Source organism: Klebsiella sp. Ech2A (assembly GCF_030078455.1).
Classification (GTDB): domain Bacteria; phylum Pseudomonadota; class Gammaproteobacteria; order Enterobacterales; family Enterobacteriaceae; genus Klebsiella; species Klebsiella terrigena.
The window spans coordinates 18,153-33,927 of sequence record NZ_JAQGFU010000021.1 but is presented as its reverse complement, the minus strand read 5'-3'; the positions used below and the strand labels follow the sequence as shown (position 1 = coordinate 33,927).

15 protein-coding genes are annotated in these 15,775 nt (G+C 57.7%); 5 read left to right on the top strand and 10 right to left on the bottom strand.

Annotated features, from left to right (window positions below):
• Positions 1–67: 67 nt before the first annotated feature.
• The 4 genes from PFH44_RS07260 to PFH44_RS07245 form a co-directional block, all read right to left on the bottom strand.
• Positions 68–1,315 carry a polysaccharide deacetylase family protein gene (locus PFH44_RS07260; protein ID WP_283824669.1) on the bottom strand — a complete coding sequence of 416 codons (1,248 nt, stop codon included), beginning with the start codon at positions 1,313–1,315 and terminating at the stop codon, positions 68–70.
• A gap of 62 nt (positions 1,316–1,377) precedes the next feature.
• The gene (locus PFH44_RS07255; RefSeq protein WP_283824668.1) at positions 1,378–1,818 is read right to left on the bottom strand and encodes a PTS sugar transporter subunit IIA; all 441 of its coding nucleotides are present in this window, start codon (positions 1,816–1,818) and stop codon (positions 1,378–1,380) included.
• A gap of 120 nt (positions 1,819–1,938) precedes the next feature.
• Positions 1,939–2,709 carry an ABC transporter permease gene (locus PFH44_RS07250; RefSeq protein ID WP_045859825.1) on the bottom strand — a complete coding sequence of 257 codons (771 nt, stop codon included), beginning with the start codon at positions 2,707–2,709 and terminating at the stop codon, positions 1,939–1,941.
• The gene (locus PFH44_RS07245) at positions 2,706–3,632 is read right to left on the bottom strand and encodes an ABC transporter ATP-binding protein (RefSeq protein WP_041144085.1); all 927 of its coding nucleotides are present in this window, start codon (positions 3,630–3,632) and stop codon (positions 2,706–2,708) included. The genes PFH44_RS07250 and PFH44_RS07245 overlap by 4 nt, the downstream gene beginning before the upstream one ends.
• 106 nt (positions 3,633–3,738) lie before the next feature.
• Here PFH44_RS07245 and can point away from each other — a divergent pair, with 106 nt between their 5' ends.
• Positions 3,739–4,401, top strand: coding sequence for a carbonate dehydratase (gene can / locus PFH44_RS07240; protein WP_045859826.1), 663 nt, complete (start codon positions 3,739–3,741; stop codon positions 4,399–4,401).
• Between the two features lie 72 nt (positions 4,402–4,473).
• Here can and hpt read toward each other — a convergent pair whose 3' ends face one another.
• The gene (hpt, locus tag PFH44_RS07235) at positions 4,474–5,010 is read right to left on the bottom strand and encodes a hypoxanthine phosphoribosyltransferase (protein ID WP_041147520.1); all 537 of its coding nucleotides are present in this window, start codon (positions 5,008–5,010) and stop codon (positions 4,474–4,476) included.
• Between the two features lie 204 nt (positions 5,011–5,214).
• On the opposite strand from hpt, the gene PFH44_RS07225 reads away from it, so the two are divergent.
• Positions 5,215–7,608, top strand: coding sequence for a glucose/quinate/shikimate family membrane-bound PQQ-dependent dehydrogenase (locus PFH44_RS07225; RefSeq protein WP_283824667.1), 2,394 nt, complete (start codon positions 5,215–5,217; stop codon positions 7,606–7,608).
• Positions 7,609–7,682: 74 nt separating this feature from the next.
• Here PFH44_RS07225 and cueO read toward each other — a convergent pair whose 3' ends face one another.
• Positions 7,683–9,275 (bottom strand): multicopper oxidase CueO, encoded by a 1,593-nt coding sequence (gene cueO, locus PFH44_RS07220; protein WP_283824666.1) that lies wholly within the window; start codon positions 9,273–9,275, stop codon positions 7,683–7,685.
• A 144-nt stretch (positions 9,276–9,419) separates the two neighbouring features.
• Between cueO and PFH44_RS07215 the strand changes: the two genes are divergently transcribed.
• The 3 genes from PFH44_RS07215 (at position 9,420) to speD (ending at position 11,611) form a co-directional block, all read left to right on the top strand.
• Entirely contained in the window at positions 9,420–9,767 is a 348-nt protein-coding gene (locus PFH44_RS07215; RefSeq protein ID WP_072051901.1) for a YacC family pilotin-like protein, read from the top strand.
• Between the two features lie 165 nt (positions 9,768–9,932).
• Entirely contained in the window at positions 9,933–10,802 is an 870-nt protein-coding gene (gene speE, locus PFH44_RS07210; protein WP_133600635.1) for a polyamine aminopropyltransferase, read from the top strand.
• A 14-nt stretch (positions 10,803–10,816) separates the two neighbouring features.
• Complete coding sequence (gene speD, locus PFH44_RS07205) at positions 10,817–11,611, top strand: adenosylmethionine decarboxylase (protein WP_045859836.1); 795 nt, start codon at positions 10,817–10,819, stop codon at positions 11,609–11,611.
• 31 nt (positions 11,612–11,642) lie between these two features.
• Here speD and PFH44_RS07200 read toward each other — a convergent pair whose 3' ends face one another.
• From PFH44_RS07200 to PFH44_RS07185, 4 genes are all read right to left on the bottom strand, one after another.
• The gene (locus PFH44_RS07200) at positions 11,643–12,401 is read right to left on the bottom strand and encodes a DeoR/GlpR family DNA-binding transcription regulator (protein WP_283824665.1); all 759 of its coding nucleotides are present in this window, start codon (positions 12,399–12,401) and stop codon (positions 11,643–11,645) included.
• Positions 12,402–12,528: 127 nt separating this feature from the next.
• Positions 12,529–13,542, bottom strand: coding sequence for a D-threonate 4-phosphate dehydrogenase (locus PFH44_RS07195; protein ID WP_045859840.1), 1,014 nt, complete (start codon positions 13,540–13,542; stop codon positions 12,529–12,531).
• Positions 13,502–14,776, bottom strand: coding sequence for a D-threonate kinase (dtnK, locus tag PFH44_RS07190; protein WP_283824664.1), 1,275 nt, complete (start codon positions 14,774–14,776; stop codon positions 13,502–13,504). The genes PFH44_RS07195 and dtnK overlap by 41 nt, the downstream gene beginning before the upstream one ends.
• Positions 14,776–15,735, bottom strand: a complete 960-nt coding sequence (locus PFH44_RS07185; RefSeq protein WP_045859844.1) for a 2-keto-3-deoxygluconate permease — start codon at positions 15,733–15,735, stop codon at positions 14,776–14,778. Before PFH44_RS07185 ends, dtnK begins: the two co-directional genes overlap by 1 nt.
• Positions 15,736–15,775 lie beyond the last annotated feature (40 nt).

The following is a 15,775-nucleotide window of genomic DNA, read 5'->3' as shown; positions in this document are numbered from 1 at the left end:
TGAATCTTGTGTCTGCATTTCCAGTGCCCTTTCTAACTTTTCGATATTAATGATCAGGATGGCCTGTCTATCCCTGCGGCTGGTTGCTGATCAGCCGCGACATCGTCTCCAGCGAATCCGTGCGCAGAATATAGAGGCGCTTCAATAAGAACGGATTATCCCCGGGTTTCACCTTCCCTCTCACCGTGGTCACCGCCATATGAAAACCGGCGTCGTTCGCCGCCTTCACCGACGTGGCGTTATAGCCGCCAAACGGATAGGAGAGATAGAGCACGTGCGGATTAAACTGCGTCAAGGCGCGGCGCGAGTGCTCAAAGTCAAACAGGATGTTATGGTAGCTGCGGCTCAGCAGAATCGGACGATGCCCGCCGTCAACCCGATGCAGAAAGTGGGTATGCGACTGCACGTCAAAGACGTCCTGAATCTGCTTCAGCTCAGAAATACTCATAAACTGCAGTGACTTAGGCGCCCATTTCTGCGGATGGCGCTTAATGCGCGAGGAGATAATAAACGCCGTAGCGTGAAAGCCATACTGCTTGAGGATCGGCCATGCGTAGCGGTTGACCGACTTCAGACCGTCATCAAAGGTGATCGCCACCGAGCGCGCCGGCAGGTTGATCTTATTGCGCACGTAGCCTTCCAGCTGATACATGTTCAGGGTGGTGTAACCCTGGTCGCGCAGCCATGTCATCTGGTTGCTGAAGGCGCGAACGGAGGTGGTGGTCGAGGTATGGCGAAAGCGGGTGTTCTCTTCATCACGCAGGATATGGTGATAGGTGAGGACTGGAATGCCGTTATCCTGCTGGGCGTCGAGACTGCTGACCCACGCCAGGCGATTGCCGATGCGAATTTGAAACCAGGTCTGATTGAGCCGGTCTTTTAGCTTGCTGATTATCGGATAGCGTAAATTATCCGCCAGCGTGCCGAACGGTGCGCTGCCGCTGGAGGGGGCGTCGTAGACCGGGGTATCTTTCCAGGTGAGCAGGTTTTGATTGCTGAGCGGCTTATGCAAATCGCCGAGGCTGTCCTCCACCCGCTGCTTGCCCTGCACCGGCTGCAGGTGGCCTTTATCGATAAAACCGGTACCAAAGCCGAAGCTGAACTCGTAATAGTCGGCGGCGGTCGGTACGACGGCAATAATTTGCCCGGCGCGGATATTGCCGACGCTGACCACCTCATTGCCGATCTGCGCCCAGATAACCGCATCTTCAGCGGTTTGCATATAGCGCGCAGGCACGCCCTGTTGGCTTAACAGGCTGGCAGAGGCGCTGAGCGACGTCAGCAGAAGGAGCAGAGCAAAGATTCGGGCAAACATCGACGTCTAACCGCTAGAAAAAACTGCCGCCATTGTAACAAAAGCGGCATCAATACCAACGCCTAATTCCCGTACGCTTCATGCAGCAGGCGGAAAGGTGGATTTTTTTGCTGCTGGTGCCAGAGGCTGCTGACCGTCGGGCCTCCGGCGCTGACTATCGCCTCGCGAAACGCTTCGCTGCTCAGGCTCTCGCGCAGCAGATACATTTGCTCTAACAATGGATAGTCGATTCCGGAGATCACTTCGCAGTGGGTGTGCTTATGGCTCATGAGCGCCGCGACCCGATACGGTGCCGCGCCGGTTTCATCGGTCAGAAAGATCGCGCCATCGCCGCTGTCGACCGCGTGCAGCGCCTCGCACATCATTCGGCTCAGCATATTGCTGCTGAGATTGCGCCAGTAGTTCACCGCCCGACACTGCGCCAGCGGCCCATATCTTTTTTCCAGACGGCCCAGCAGCTCCTGCGCCTTCTCGTCATGACACGCAATAACCCAACCTAACATCGCCTACCTCCTTAGCAGGAGGCTAATTTAACAAGGGGAATGATTGATGTCGGTGATGTCAGTCAAGATTAACCGATGGCGCTTCGCCTAATCGCTCAGCGAAGCGCCAATAACGGTCCGCTAGCTGCGCAGACCGCGTCCGCGCTGGATCAGAGACCAGCACAGCAGGTAGAACGCGACGATAAAGACCACCAGTACGCCAAAGGTGGTAATCAGCGGAACGTCGTTGATGCCGAGGAAGCCGTAGCGGAAGCCGCTGATCATGTAGACGATCGGGTTCAGATGCGACAGCGCCTGCCAGAACGGCGGCAGCAGGGTCAGTGAGTAGAATACCCCGCCGAGGTAGGTCAGCGGCGTCAGCACGAAGGTCGGGATCAGGCTGATATCGTCAAAGGTTTTGGCAAATACCGCATTCAGCAGGCCCGCCAGCGAGAAGAGGATGGCCGTCAGGATCAGCGTCAGCCCAACGAACAGCCAGGAGTGAACCTGGAACGGGACGAAGAACAGCGAGATCGCGGTGACGAGGATCCCGACAAACAGCCCGCGCGCCACGCCGCCGCCAACGTAGCCGATGATAACCACGTGCGTCGGCACCGGCGCCACCAGCAGCTCCTCAATATTGCGCTGGAATTTCGCGCTGAAGAAAGAGGAGGCCACGTTGGCGTAGGCGTTGGTGATCACCGCCATCATAATCAGGCCCGGCACGATAAACTGCATATAGGTAAAACCGTGCATTTCGCCGATGCGTGAACCGATCAGGTTGCCAAAAATGACGAAATAGAGCGTCATGGTGATCACCGGCGGCACCAGCGTCTGGATCCAGATACGCATAAAACGGTGGATCTCTTTGGCCCAGATGCTTTTCAGCGCGACCCAGTACAGCTGCATCATGCTGATTCTCCTTTCCTGTCATGTACCAGCGTGACAAACAGCTCTTCCAGGCGGTTGGCTTTGTTACGCATGCTTAAAACCTGAACGCCCTGCGCGCTCAGCTGAGAAAATACGCTGTTGATCCCCTGCTCGCGCAGCACCTCAACTTCCAGAGTCGAGGTATCCACCAGCCGATACTGATAGCCTTCGAGCACCGGCAGTGGGCTTTTCGGCGCCAGATCGAGAATAAAGGTTTCCGATTTTAGCTTCGCCAGCAGCGCCTTCATGGAGGTGTTCTCCACCAGCTCGCCGCGCTGAATAATGCCGATATTGCGGCACAGCATCTCCGCCTCTTCCAGGTAGTGGGTGGTGAGGATAATGGTGGTGCCTTTATCGTTCAAATCCTTGAGGAAGCCCCACATCGAGCGGCGGAGTTCGATATCCACGCCCGCGGTAGGTTCATCGAGGATCAGTAATTTTGGCTCGTGCATCAGGGCGCGGGCGATCATCAGACGGCGCTTCATGCCGCCGGATAGCATCCGCGCGCGCTCGCCGCGCTTTTCCCATAGATCGAGCTGTTTCAGGTATTTTTCGCTGCGTATCACCGCTTCTTTACGCTCAACGCCGTAGTAGCCCGCCTGGTTAACGACGATCTGCTGCACGGTTTCGAAGGGGTTAAAGTTAAACTCCTGCGGCACCAGGCCGAGCTGGCGCTTGGCGTTAACCACGTCCTTCTGCAGGTCGTAGCCAAAGACGTTGACCTGGCCTGAGGTTTTATTGACCAGCGAGCTGATAATGCCAATCGTGGTGGATTTGCCCGCGCCGTTCGGGCCCAGCAGCGCATAAAAGTCGCCTGCCTCAACCTGCAGGTCGATCCCCCGCAGCGCCTGAACCCCGCCGGGGTAGGTTTTTGTAAGCTGTTTTAGTTCCAGAGCAATGGTCATTAAATGTCTCTTCTCGTGTCGTGACACGCGATGGGTTGTTTTAAAAAACGTGAGGTTAACCTATATTAGCGCAACGCACTTACCTGGTTATAGGCCGTGAACGTCCATGAACGATATAGATACACTCATCAGCAACAATGCACTATGGTCAAAAATGCTGGTGGAAGAAGACCCCGGTTTTTTTGCAACCTTGTCTCAGGCGCAAAAACCGCGCTTCCTGTGGATTGGATGTTCTGATAGCCGCGTACCCGCTGAACGGTTAACGGGCCTCGAGCCTGGCGAACTGTTTGTGCACCGCAACGTTGCCAACCTGGTGATTCATACCGACCTGAACTGTCTTTCCGTGGTGCAGTACGCCGTTGACGTGCTGGAGGTCGAGCATATTATCATCTGCGGCCACTACGGCTGCGGCGGCGTGCAGGCGGCGATTGAAAACACCGAGCTGGGCCTGATCGACAACTGGCTGCTGCATATTCGCGATATCTGGTTTAAACACAGTTCGCTACTGGGCGAGATGCCCGAAGAGCGCCGTCTTGATACGCTGTGCGAGCTGAACGTGATGGAGCAGGTCTATAACCTGGGTCACTCAACGATTATGCGCTCGGCGTGGAAGCGCGGGCAGAAGGTAACGATCCACGGCTGGGCCTACGGCATTCACGATGGCCTGCTGCGCGATCTCGACGTGACCGCCGTCAGCCGCGAAACCCTCGAACAGCGCTACCGTCACGGCATTTCCAACCTCAAAATTAAGCACGTCAACCACAAGTAGCCGACGCGCTTTACGTATCCGGACGGGCGGCGCGCCGCTTAGCCGGGTGCCGCCATATTGCCTACCTGCGCCCTACTCGTCCAGCAGCACCACTTTGCCCACGTACGGCAGATGGCGATAGCGCTGGGCGTAATCAATACCGTAACCGACAACGAACTCGTCCGGGATAGCAAAGCCGACAAACTCAACCGGTACGCTCACTTCGCGACGGCTCGGCTTATCCAGCAGCGTACAGATGGCCAGCGATTTCGGCTCGCGCAGGCTGAGGATCTCACGCACTTTAGAGAGCGTGTTGCCGGAGTCGATGATGTCTTCCACGATCAGGACATCTTTACCGCGAATGTCTTCATCCAGATCCTTGAGGATTTTAACGTCGCGGGTCGTGGACATGCCGCTGCCGTAGCTGGAAGCGGTCATAAAATCGACTTCATGCGGCACCTGAACTTCACGGCACAGGTCGGCCATAAACATAAATGAGCCGCGCAGCAGCCCCACCAGCACCATTTCGCTGCCGCTGTCTTTGTAGCATTCGTTGATTTGACGACCCAGTTCGGCGATACGCGCTTTGATCTCGGCTTCCGGGATCATCACTTCTACAGTATGTTTCATTAAACTAACCACTTGATTCTTAATGTAAATCATCAAAGCCGCTGCTCTCACATCGACGTTGACCGGCAAGCTGACCAGTATACCAGTAAAAAGAAATCTGCGGTGCAGGGAATAATAAAAGCCATTTTGTGATTCCGATCACACTTGTTAAATCCTATAATTAATTGCATCTAAAATATTAACAAACAAAACGAGTAACCTTCTATGGCAGAAACAAAACCTCAACAATCGCGGCGACTCGTCGTGACGCTGACTGCGCTCTTTGCAGCGTTCTGCGGTCTCTATCTTCTCGTTGGCGGGGTATGGCTGGCCGCTATCGGCGGCTCCTGGTACTACCCGATTGCCGGCCTGGTGATGCTCGCCGTCACCGTAATGCTGCTGCGCGGTAAGCGTTCCGCGCTCTGGCTGTACGCCGCGCTGCTTCTCGCCACCATGATTTGGGGAGTCTGGGAGGTCGGCTTTGACTTCTGGGCGCTCACCCCGCGTAGCGACATCCTGGTGTTCTTCGGCATCTGGCTGATTTTGCCCTTCGTCTGGCGTCGCCTGCCCGTCCCTTCCGCCGGCGCGGTTGCCGGGCTGGTTATCGCCCTGCTGATCAGCGGCGGGATCCTGACCTGGGCCGGATTTAACGATCCGCAGGAAGTGAACGGCACCCTGAGCGCCGACGCCACGCCTGCGGCCCCGATCTCCGCCGTTGCCGACGGCGACTGGCCGGCATACGGCCGTAACCAGGAGGGCCAACGCTATTCACCGCTGAAGCAAATCAACGCCGATAACGTGAAGAACCTCAAGGAAGCCTGGGTGTTCCGCACCGGCGACCTGAAGCTGCCTAACGATCCGGGTGAGATCACTAACGAAGTGACGCCGATTAAGGTCGGCAACATGCTCTACCTGTGTACCGCCCACCAGCGTTTGTTCGCCCTGGACGCGGCAACCGGGAAAGAGAAATGGCACTTCGATCCGCAGCTGAACGCGGACCCGTCCTTCCAGCACGTGACCTGCCGCGGCGTCTCTTACCACGAAGCGAAGGCCGACAGCGCGCCGGCTGACGTGGTCGCCAACTGCCCGCGCCGCATCATCCTGCCGGTCAACGACGGTCGCCTGTTCGCCATTAACGCCGACAACGGCCAGCTGTGTGAATCCTTTGCCAACAAAGGCATTCTCAACCTGCAGACCAACATGCCGGTGACCACCCCGGGGATGTACGAACCGACATCGCCGCCGATCGTTACCGATACCACCATTATCATCGCCGGCGCGGTGACCGATAACTTCTCTACCCGCGAGCCGTCTGGCGTGATTCGCGGTTTCGACGTCAATACCGGCAAGCTGCAGTGGGTGTTCGATCCGGGTGCCAAAGACCCGAACGCAATCCCCGACGACCAGCACCACTTTACGCTTAACTCCCCTAACTCGTGGGCTCCAGCGGCCTATGACGCGAAGCTGGATTTAGTCTATCTGCCGATGGGCGTCACCACGCCGGATATCTGGGGCGGCAACCGTACGCCGGAACAGGAGCGTTACGCCAGCTCTATCGTCGCGCTGAACGCGACCACCGGTAAACTGGTATGGAACTATCAGACCGTTCATCACGATCTGTGGGATATGGATATGCCGTCGCAGCCAACCCTCGCAGATATTGACGTCAACGGTAAAACCGTACCGGTTATCTACGCGCCGGCCAAAACCGGTAACATCTTCGTTCTGGACCGTCGTAACGGCGAGCTGGTGGTCCCGGCACCGGAAAGACCGGTTCCGCAGGGCGCAGCGAAAGGCGATTACGTTGCCAAAACGCAGCCGTTCTCCGACCTGAGCTTCCGTCCGAAGAAAGATTTGACCGGTGCGGATATGTGGGGCGCCACCATGTTCGACCAGCTGGTGTGCCGCGTTATCTTCCACCAGCTGCGCTATGAAGGCATCTTCACCCCGCCGTCTGAGCAAGGCACGCTGGTATTCCCGGGTAACCTCGGCATGTTCGAATGGGGCGGTATCTCCGTCGATCCGAACCGTCAGGTGGCGATTGCCAACCCGATGGCGCTGCCGTTCGTCTCTAAGCTGATCCCACGCGGTCCGGGCAACCCGATGGAGCCGCCAAAAGATGCGAAAGGCTCCGGCACCGAATCCGGCGTGCAGCCGCAGTACGGCGTGCCGTATGGCGTAACCCTCAACGCCTTCCTGTCGCCGTTTGGCCTGCCGTGCAAACAGCCGGCCTGGGGCTACATCTCCGCGCTGGATCTGAAGACCAACGAAGTGGTGTGGAAAAAACGTATCGGGACGCCGCAGGACAGCCTGCCGTTCCCGATGCCGGTCCAGGTGCCGTTTACGCTCGGCATGCCGATGCTGGGCGGCCCGATCTCCACGGCGGGTAACGTACTGTTTATTGGCGCTACCGCGGATAACTACCTGCGCGCGTACAATATGAGCAACGGTGAGAAACTGTGGCAGGCCCGCCTGCCGGCGGGTGGCCAGGCCACGCCGATGACCTACGAGGTCGATGGCAAGCAGTATGTTGTCATCTCCGCCGGCGGCCACGGTTCGTTCGGGACGAAGATGGGCGACTACATCGTCGCTTACGCCCTGCCGGACGAAGCGAAATAACCGCTGCAGTCGAAGAGCAAAAGGCCCGGTGAGAACCGGGCCTTTTCTTTTGCATAACAGGCCGCGCGGCCGGGCTAGACCGTAAAGCCGAGCATCATGCCGGTATCCTCATGCTCCAGCAGATGGCAGTGCGCCATATAGGCAAACTCCTTCGGCGCCTCGTGGTCAAACTTGACCAGCACTTCGCTGACGCCGCCATCGACCCGGACGGTATCTTTCCACCCCGTCCGATGCGCGGCGGGCGGCCGGCCGTTTTCCGACAGAATGCGGAACTGGGTACCGTGAATATGGAACGGGTGCAGCATCATGTCGCCTTTGCCGGAGATGACCCAGCGCTCATACTCTCCCTTCGCCGCGGCGAACATCGGCACGCCCATATCGAAAGCTTTGCCGTTGATACGGTTGGCATTGTGGAAATCGAACGCGCCGCCGCCGTGGTGCATCTGCCCCATATCCGCGTGGTTCATCTTGCCCATCTCGCCGTGGCTCATATTTCCCATGCTGCCGCTATCCATCATGCTGCCGTGGTCCATGCCAGACACCGCCCCGTCGCCGTATTTTTGCCTTAGCGCCTGCATGCCCATCATATCCAGCATCGGATCCATCGACAGCTGCAGCGTGCGCTGGGTCAGGCCAGCCAGCGGCGGCAGCCCGGGCATCGCCGCTAGGGTATCCGGCAGCTGGCCGGATGCCTGAATCGTCAGCGGCTGGACGCGCAGCACCGGCTGCGGCTTGTCGAACGGGGCAATCGCCATGCCCATCTGGCTGACAGGCAGCGTGATCAGATCGAAGGCTTTACCGTCGCGGGTATCCACCAGCACTTCAAAGCGTTCCCCCATCAACGCCGGCAGCTCGCTCACCTTGACCGGCTCGGCAAGCAGCCCGCCGTCGCTGGCTACCACGTACATCGGTCGGCCGTCGCTGGTTGAGAAATTGAGCGAGCGGGCGTTGCAGCCGTTAAGCAGGCGCAGGCGCAGCCAGCCGCGCGGGGCGGCGTGCTCGGGATAGAGCGCCCCGTTGGTCAGCAGCGTATCGCCAAACCAGCCGACGGCCGCGCTCATAATATCGAGCTGATAGTCAATTTCGCCGGCGGCGGTGAAGCGCTTATCCTGCACGATCACCGGCACGTCATCGATCCCCCACTGCTTGGGCAGCAGCAGGCGCTCGCTCTCCTCATCGGAAATCAGCACCAGCCCCGCCAGCCCCATCGCCACCTGGCGCCCGGTTTTACCGTGCTGATGCGGGTGGAACCAGCAGGTGGCGGCCCTCTGCGCCGGCGTGAAGCTCACGCTGCGGGAAGCCCCTGGCGCAATGACCCCCTGCGGCCCGCCGTCAACTTCCCCTGGGACCTCCAGGCCGTGCCAGTGCACGGTGGTCTCTTCGACCAGGCGGTTATGAATATCCACGGTGACCGCCTCCCCTTTTTTGAGGCGCAGCGCAGGGCCCAGCAGATTACCGTTATAGCCCCAGGTGGTGGCGCTATGGGGACCAAACTGGGTTTTCCCTGCCTGGATGGTTAACGTGATGCGATTTCGCGCGTCGGCGGCAAGCAGTTCAGGTATCGGCAATGCCGGGCGAGCGGCGGCAAACGCCGAGCGGCTCCAGAGCGGAAGCGCGCTGAACGCGCTAAGCGCGGCGGTTAATTTGATAAATTCACGACGTTGCATTTCACATCCTTTTATTCTGCTGGTGAACTTTTGAGCTTAAACCCTCCAGCAACGGGAAGGTCAAGCAGAAGAGTAAGAATAAAGCTCGGCGTCATGTAAAGAAGTATGCTAACTTTGTTCGTCCGTGATTCAATGGTAAACAAAATGAAGACGCTTTGCAGAACACTAGTGCTCGGCAGCCTGCTTGCACTATCCGCCAATAGCTACGCGTTAAGCGAGTCGGAAGCGGAAGATATGGCTGATTTAACAGCGGTATTTGTTTTTCTGAAAAACGACTGCGGTTACCAGAACCTGCCTAATACCCAGATCCGTCGCGCGCTGGTCTTTTTTGCTCAACAGAATCAATGGGATCTGAGCAACTACGACAGCTTCAATATGAAAGCGCTCGGCGAAGACAGCTACCGCGATCTCAGCGGCATCCAGATTTCGACCCCCAAAAAATGTAAAGCGCTGGCGCGCGATTCGCTCAGCCTGCTGGCTTACGTTAAATAGCGCCGCACCGCAGAATTTCCGCCCGCTATCGCCCCTATTTTCAGGCTTATTCGCCCGCGCGCGCATTGCTGAAATATCCGCCGTGCATCCTCATCTATAGTTGGCTATGATGTTGCGCTCGTTTTTTACGGGTGTAACAGATGTTAACAAAGGAGGAATCAATCCGTGGCCGATAGCAAACTGTGGCATGAAACGCTGCACGACCATTTTGGTCAGTATTTTACCGTTGATAACGTGCTGTATCACGAGAAGACCGATCATCAGGATTTGATCATTTTTGACAACGCCGCTTTTGGCCGCGTGATGGCGCTGGACGGCGTGGTGCAAACTACCGAGCGCGATGAGTTTATCTATCATGAAATGATGACCCACGTTCCGCTGCTGGCCCACGGCCAGGCGAAGCACGTGCTGATCATCGGCGGCGGCGACGGCGCCATGCTGCGCGAAGTCTCCCGTCATCCGCATATCGAAACGATCACTATGGTTGAGATTGACGCGGGCGTGGTTTCTTTCTGCCGTCAGTACCTGCCAAACCACAACGCCGGCGCCTACGACGATCCGCGCTTTACGCTGGTTATCGACGACGGCGTCAATTTTGTTAACCAGACGACGCAAACGTTTGACGTCATTATCTCCGACTGCACCGACCCCATCGGTCCCGGCGAGAGTCTGTTCACTTCAGCCTTTTATGCGGGCTGCAAGCGCTGCCTGAACCCCGGCGGGATCTTTGTCGCCCAGAACGGCGTGAGCTTTCTGCAGCAGGATGAAGCCGTCGACAGCCACCGCAAGCTGGGCCACTACTTCAGCGACGTCAGCTTCTATCAGGCGGCGGTGCCCACCTATTACGGCGGCATCATGACCTTCGCCTGGGCGACGGACAATGACGCGCTGCGCCATCTTTCCAGCGAAATCATCCAGGCCCGCTTCCACAAAGCAAACCTCAAGTGCCGCTATTACAACCCGGCAATTCATACGGCGGCATTCGCCCTACCGCAATATCTGCTGGATGCGCTGTCCGTCAGCGATCTTAAATAAGGGGGTGAACTAAATTGAAAAAATTGAAGCTGCACGGCTTTAACAACCTGACCAAGAGCCTGAGTTTTTGTATTTACGATATCTGCTACGCCAAAACGGCGGCCGAGCGCGACGGCTATATCGCCTATATCGATGAACTCTATAACGCCAACCGTCTGACCGAGATTTTGTCCGAGACGTGCTCGATAATCGGCGCCAATATCCTGAATATCGCGCGCCAGGATTATGAGCCGCAGGGCGCCAGCGTCACCATTCTGGTCAGTGAAGAACCGATTGACCCGCAGCTTATCGATCAAAGCGAGCATCCTGGCCCGCTGCCGGAAACCGTGGTCGCCCATCTCGATAAAAGCCATATCTGCGTCCATACCTACCCGGAAAGCCATCCCGAGGGCGGACTCTGTACCTTCCGCGCTGATATTGAAGTATCAACCTGCGGCGTCATTTCGCCGCTGAAGGCGCTGAACTACCTTATCCACCAGCTGGAATCCGATATCGTCACCATTGACTACCGCGTTCGCGGCTTTACGCGTGATATCAACGGGATGAAGCACTTTATCGATCATGAAATTAACTCGATACAGAACTTTATGTCCGACGACATCAAGTCGCTGTATGACATGGTGGACGTCAACGTGTACCAGGAAAATATCTTCCACAGCAAGATGCTGCTGAAAGAGTTCGACCTGAAACACTACATGTTCCATACCAGGCCAGAAGATTTAAGCGAAGAGGAGCGCAGGGTCATTACCGACCTGCTGTGGAAGGAGATGCGCGAGATTTACTACGCGCGCAATATTCCTCATATCTAGGAAACGCAGGCAGGGCTGCGGCCCTGCCTGGTTATGCCAGGTGAAGCTGGCACGGAAGTTTGGCGAGCGCCTCCTGCGCCTGGGTCTCGAGGCCGCGATCGGTGACGATATCCGTCAGGCTGGCAAGCGGGGTGACGCAAAACAGCGACCAGGAGCCATACTTGCTGCTGTCCGCTAACAGCACCCGGCGGCTCGCATTCAGCGCCAGGTCCTGCTTGAGCCCCGCCTTCTCTTCCGTGGGAGTGGTAATTCCCTTCTCCAGGCTCCACGAATTACAGCTAATAAATGCGATGTCCGGATAAATACCGCGCAGCAGTTTACGACCGTGATCGCCAATGCACGACTGGCTGCTGTCATCGATGCGTCCGCCGATGATGGTCACCTCGATCTGCTTAAACTCCGAGAGAAACAGAGCGATGCGCAAATCGGATGTAATCACGCGCAGCGGCAGCGAAGTCAGGTTACGCGCCAGCTCCAGCATCGTCGTCCCCGCATCCAGCACGACCGAATCACCGGCTTTAATCATCGACAGGGCGAGCTGGGCAATCGCGCCCTTTTCCTGGGGATGCAGCAGCTGCTTTTCATTCGTCGTCGGCTGAGCCGGGATAAAGCGGTTTAGCGCCACGCCGCCGTGGCTGCGATTAATCACGCCCTGCTCATCCAGCTTAATCAGATCGCGTCGTATGGTCGCGGGGGAAGCGTCAATAGCGGTAACCAGTTGTTCAACGGTGACCAGATTATGGCCTTTCAGATAGTCCAGAATCTGGTCTAATCGATTTTGTGACTTCATATACCTTTCATCTTTCACGTTGCGAGCCGATAGCCGCGCCAGCGCTTAACCGGCGCGGGTAACCGCCTCAGGCACCGCGGACTGCCGCCTTGTGCAACCTGAATGAATCCGGATAACGATCTATAAATTAAGCAAGCTGACTGGCTAGCTGGATAGAGATCGCCATGCTCTCAGACTTAGCTTTACCTGTCCAGGCAATATCAAACGCGGTGCCGTGATCCGCTGAGGTGCGGATAAACGGCAGCCCGGCCGTGATATTGACGCCATCATAGAAGCCAAGCAGCTTCAACGGAATATGCCCCTGATCGTGGTACATCGCCACCACCATATCGTACTGCCCTTCCCAGGCCTGCAGAAAGACGGTATCCGGCGGGCAGGGGCCATAAACGGCTACTCCCCGCTGCCGCATCTGCGCAATCGCCGGGCCGACAATATTGATCTCCTCATCGCCAAAAAGACCGTTTTCACCGGCATGAGGATTAACGCCGGCTACCGCGATACGCGGGGAGCTGAATCCCACGCGCCGTAGGAAAGTGTCAGCGAGCGAGATCACCGTTTTGATACGCTCGCCGTTCAGGGTATCGAGGAATTTACGCAGCGCAATATGCGTCGAAACGTGTATGACCTTCAGCTTGTCGGTATACAGCACCATCGCATAATCGCGGCTGTCCGTCAGCCGGGCCAGCAGCTCCGTATGGCCCGGATACATGTGCCCCGCCAGATGAAGCGCCTCTTTATTCAGCGGCGCGGTCGCGATGGCGGAGACCTCTCCCGCCAGCGCCATTTCGGTGGCCCGCTTAACGCAGCGGTAAGCCAGATCGCCGGCCTGCGCCTGCACTTTTCCCGGTATGAGCATGGCAGGCTCTTTCAGGGGCTCGTCAATGACGTTAACGATCCCCGGCGCAAAGCGCGCCTGGGAAACCTGCTTTATCGGGCGTAATTCTACGAGCGGGGTGACGCCGGCCGCCTGCAGACGCTGTAGCGTCTGTAGACATCCCACCACGACTGCCGGCGTGCCGGAAAGCTCGCCTTCGGCCAGAGATTTGATAATGATTTCAGGCCCGATGCCTGCCGGGTCGCCCATCGTGACGGCAATTACGTTATTTGTCACTGTACATATCCTCAATAAAATAAAGTGCATCCCGAAGCGTGGCTTCGCCGCCAAATCCGCCGGCTTTGGTGATCACCGGCAGATCGTCAATTTCGCTGTTAACCAGCGTTCCGCAGGGCACGCAGGGCGCAACCTCGCTGTCGATGCGATAACCCTCAGCGCCGAGCGCCCTCGCCACGGCGATAGCAATATCTCCGCCCGTGAGGAACAGCCCCCCGATTTGCGCTCGATTGATGATGGCAAGCGTGATATCGCCTAGCGCTGAGCTAATGCTATCTCCTAGCTGCTGGCGTGAAAGCTGGTAGCGTTCGCACAGCGTCTCAATCATCCCGCGCGCATCGGCGTCGCGGCTGGTTCTCAACACACAATGCTGGCGATCGCGCAAAACGGCAGTGGACTGGTGGACGATCTTTTCCTTCACGCTATCGCTGTCCGTTTGCAGCAGCGCCTCAACGTCAATATCCACAATCCCCAGCGCTCTCTCTTTCGCCGCAAACACAATTTGCTGCCGGGTCGCTTCACTCAGCGAACCGGCGACCACCAGCACCGGCAGCTGCTGTCGTGGGCTGAGGTAGCAGCCTGTCGGCAGCGCGTTAGCAAAACCCGCCGCGCCGACGAGCAGGTAACGGTCGTTAAGCCCAACCACCGCCTGCGCCAGCAGGGCTAAATCACCGTCATTTTCGGCATCAACGACCACAATCCCGCCATCACGCTCGCCTAAGCGCTGGAGTTCGGCGCCTGAGCCACCGCCACGTACCGTCGCCAGATCCAGCTCATAAACCGGACAGGCGGTCTGCAATTCAAGCAATGTCTTGATATGAGACGAAATAATCGGTGTTTTTGGATCGCTGGCAAATTCTGTTTCGACGAGCGGTACGCCGTGTACCAGACACTGTCCCTTCATCGTCACCCTGCCCGCCGCAGGGATTGCTGCCGCCACGATGGCCAGCCTGGCCCCGCAGGCCTGCATTGCCGCTTCGACCTCCGCGCCGACGTTACCGCGGAACGTCGAATCTATCTTTTTGTATACCAATGGCGGGTTATCCCCCCCGCAAAACCAGGGCGCAACGGCCGCCCTCACCCTCTCTGCCGCCTCAGCCGGCGCCAACGCCCTGCTTTCGGTATTGATCACCAGGACATCAGCCTTACGTGACGCCTGCTGTCGTTCATCGAGCATGACCTCAGTGCGCGCTCCCTTTTTGGCCAGCTGGACCCCTGTATCATTTGCTCCGGTAAAATCATCTGCGATAACAATCATCTTCATTACGGTTTCTCCCCGAGGGCGATCTTCGCCTGCTGCTGGTTACGCTTCGCCACCCACGACGTCAGCGCTGGCGTTAAGAGGGCGGTGACAATCACCGACGTGGCCACCAGCGGCGTCGCCACCGCCACGATCGCGCCCAGCGCAGGATCCGCCTGCGCAATCGCCATCGGCGTGGCGACCGCGTTACCGGCGGTGCTGGAGGCCGCTGCGCCGGCAATACCGGTCCCGCCCAGCAGGCGATCGACTTTAATGTTGAAGAAACCGCCCACCAGGGTGGTCAGCGCGCCCAGCAGGATCCCGGCAAGCCCGCCCTTCAACAGCATGGACAGGTCGATTCCGGCGCCTAGTGCAAAAGCAAAGAATGGGATCAGCAGCGGGCCGCCTTTAGTGAGGAATTCGCGCATCTGCGCATCCAGATTGCCGAGCAGCATGCCGATAAGCATGGGGATCAGCACCACCACGATCGACATCAGCGGAATATTAGCCATACCCGCCGCGCCCAGAGCGATCATCGTCAGTATCGGGCCGTCGCTCAGCGACATCAGCGGCGTTGCCCCCACCTCATTCTCGCTGCCAAACTCGCCGGCCAGAGCGGCGTACAGGCCGCCGTTAGTGTTGCTCATCGCGGCAATAATGGCGACGGAAGAGAGCCCCCACAGGCCGTCGACGCCAAAAAACGTCTCGACGGTAAATCCAAGCGCTACCGCCACAACGAACTTAGTGAAGGTAATACCGCCGCCAATCAACAGAGATTTAGGGGCGGCTTTTATATGGATACCCGCCCCCATGCAGAGTAAAAACGCCCCGATAAGCGGCGCGGCGCCGTTCTTAAATAATGCCGTGGTAAAGCCCCCCACCTGCAGCGCCTCGGGGGCGAAGGTGTTGAGCATAGCCCCCAGCACAAGCGGGACGACCATCATCCCTCCCGGGATTTTTTCTATTGTCGCTTTAATTTTCATATCGCCCTCCTGAGTGATTTAATTAAATCAACAATGATTA

Bases quoted from the DNA above. Each gene is read 5' to 3' on its own strand.
- PFH44_RS07250 (WP_045859825.1), bottom strand. From the start codon at position 2,709: ATGATGCAGCTGTACTGGGTCGCGCTGAAAAGCATCTGGGCCAAAGAG.
- can (WP_045859826.1), top strand. From the start codon at position 3,739: ATGAACGATATAGATACACTCATCAGCAACAATGCACTATGGTCAAAA.
- PFH44_RS07200 (WP_283824665.1), bottom strand. From the start codon at position 12,401: ATGAAGTCACAAAATCGATTAGACCAGATTCTGGACTATCTGAAAGGC.
- PFH44_RS07260 (WP_283824669.1), bottom strand. From the start codon at position 1,315: ATGTTTGCCCGAATCTTTGCTCTGCTCCTTCTGCTGACGTCGCTCAGC.
- hpt (WP_041147520.1), bottom strand. From the start codon at position 5,010: ATGAAACATACTGTAGAAGTGATGATCCCGGAAGCCGAGATCAAAGCG.
- cueO (WP_283824666.1), bottom strand. From the start codon at position 9,275: ATGCAACGTCGTGAATTTATCAAATTAACCGCCGCGCTTAGCGCGTTC.
- PFH44_RS07215 (WP_072051901.1), top strand. From the start codon at position 9,420: ATGAAGACGCTTTGCAGAACACTAGTGCTCGGCAGCCTGCTTGCACTA.
- PFH44_RS07245 (WP_041144085.1), bottom strand. From the start codon at position 3,632: ATGACCATTGCTCTGGAACTAAAACAGCTTACAAAAACCTACCCCGGC.
- dtnK (WP_283824664.1), bottom strand. From the start codon at position 14,776: ATGAAGATGATTGTTATCGCAGATGATTTTACCGGAGCAAATGATACA.
- PFH44_RS07255 (WP_283824668.1), bottom strand. From the start codon at position 1,818: ATGTTAGGTTGGGTTATTGCGTGTCATGACGAGAAGGCGCAGGAGCTG.
- PFH44_RS07195 (WP_045859840.1), bottom strand. From the start codon at position 13,542: ATGCACTTTATTTTATTGAGGATATGTACAGTGACAAATAACGTAATT.
- PFH44_RS07225 (WP_283824667.1), top strand. From the start codon at position 5,215: ATGGCAGAAACAAAACCTCAACAATCGCGGCGACTCGTCGTGACGCTG.
- PFH44_RS07185 (WP_045859844.1), bottom strand. From the start codon at position 15,735: ATGAAAATTAAAGCGACAATAGAAAAAATCCCGGGAGGGATGATGGTC.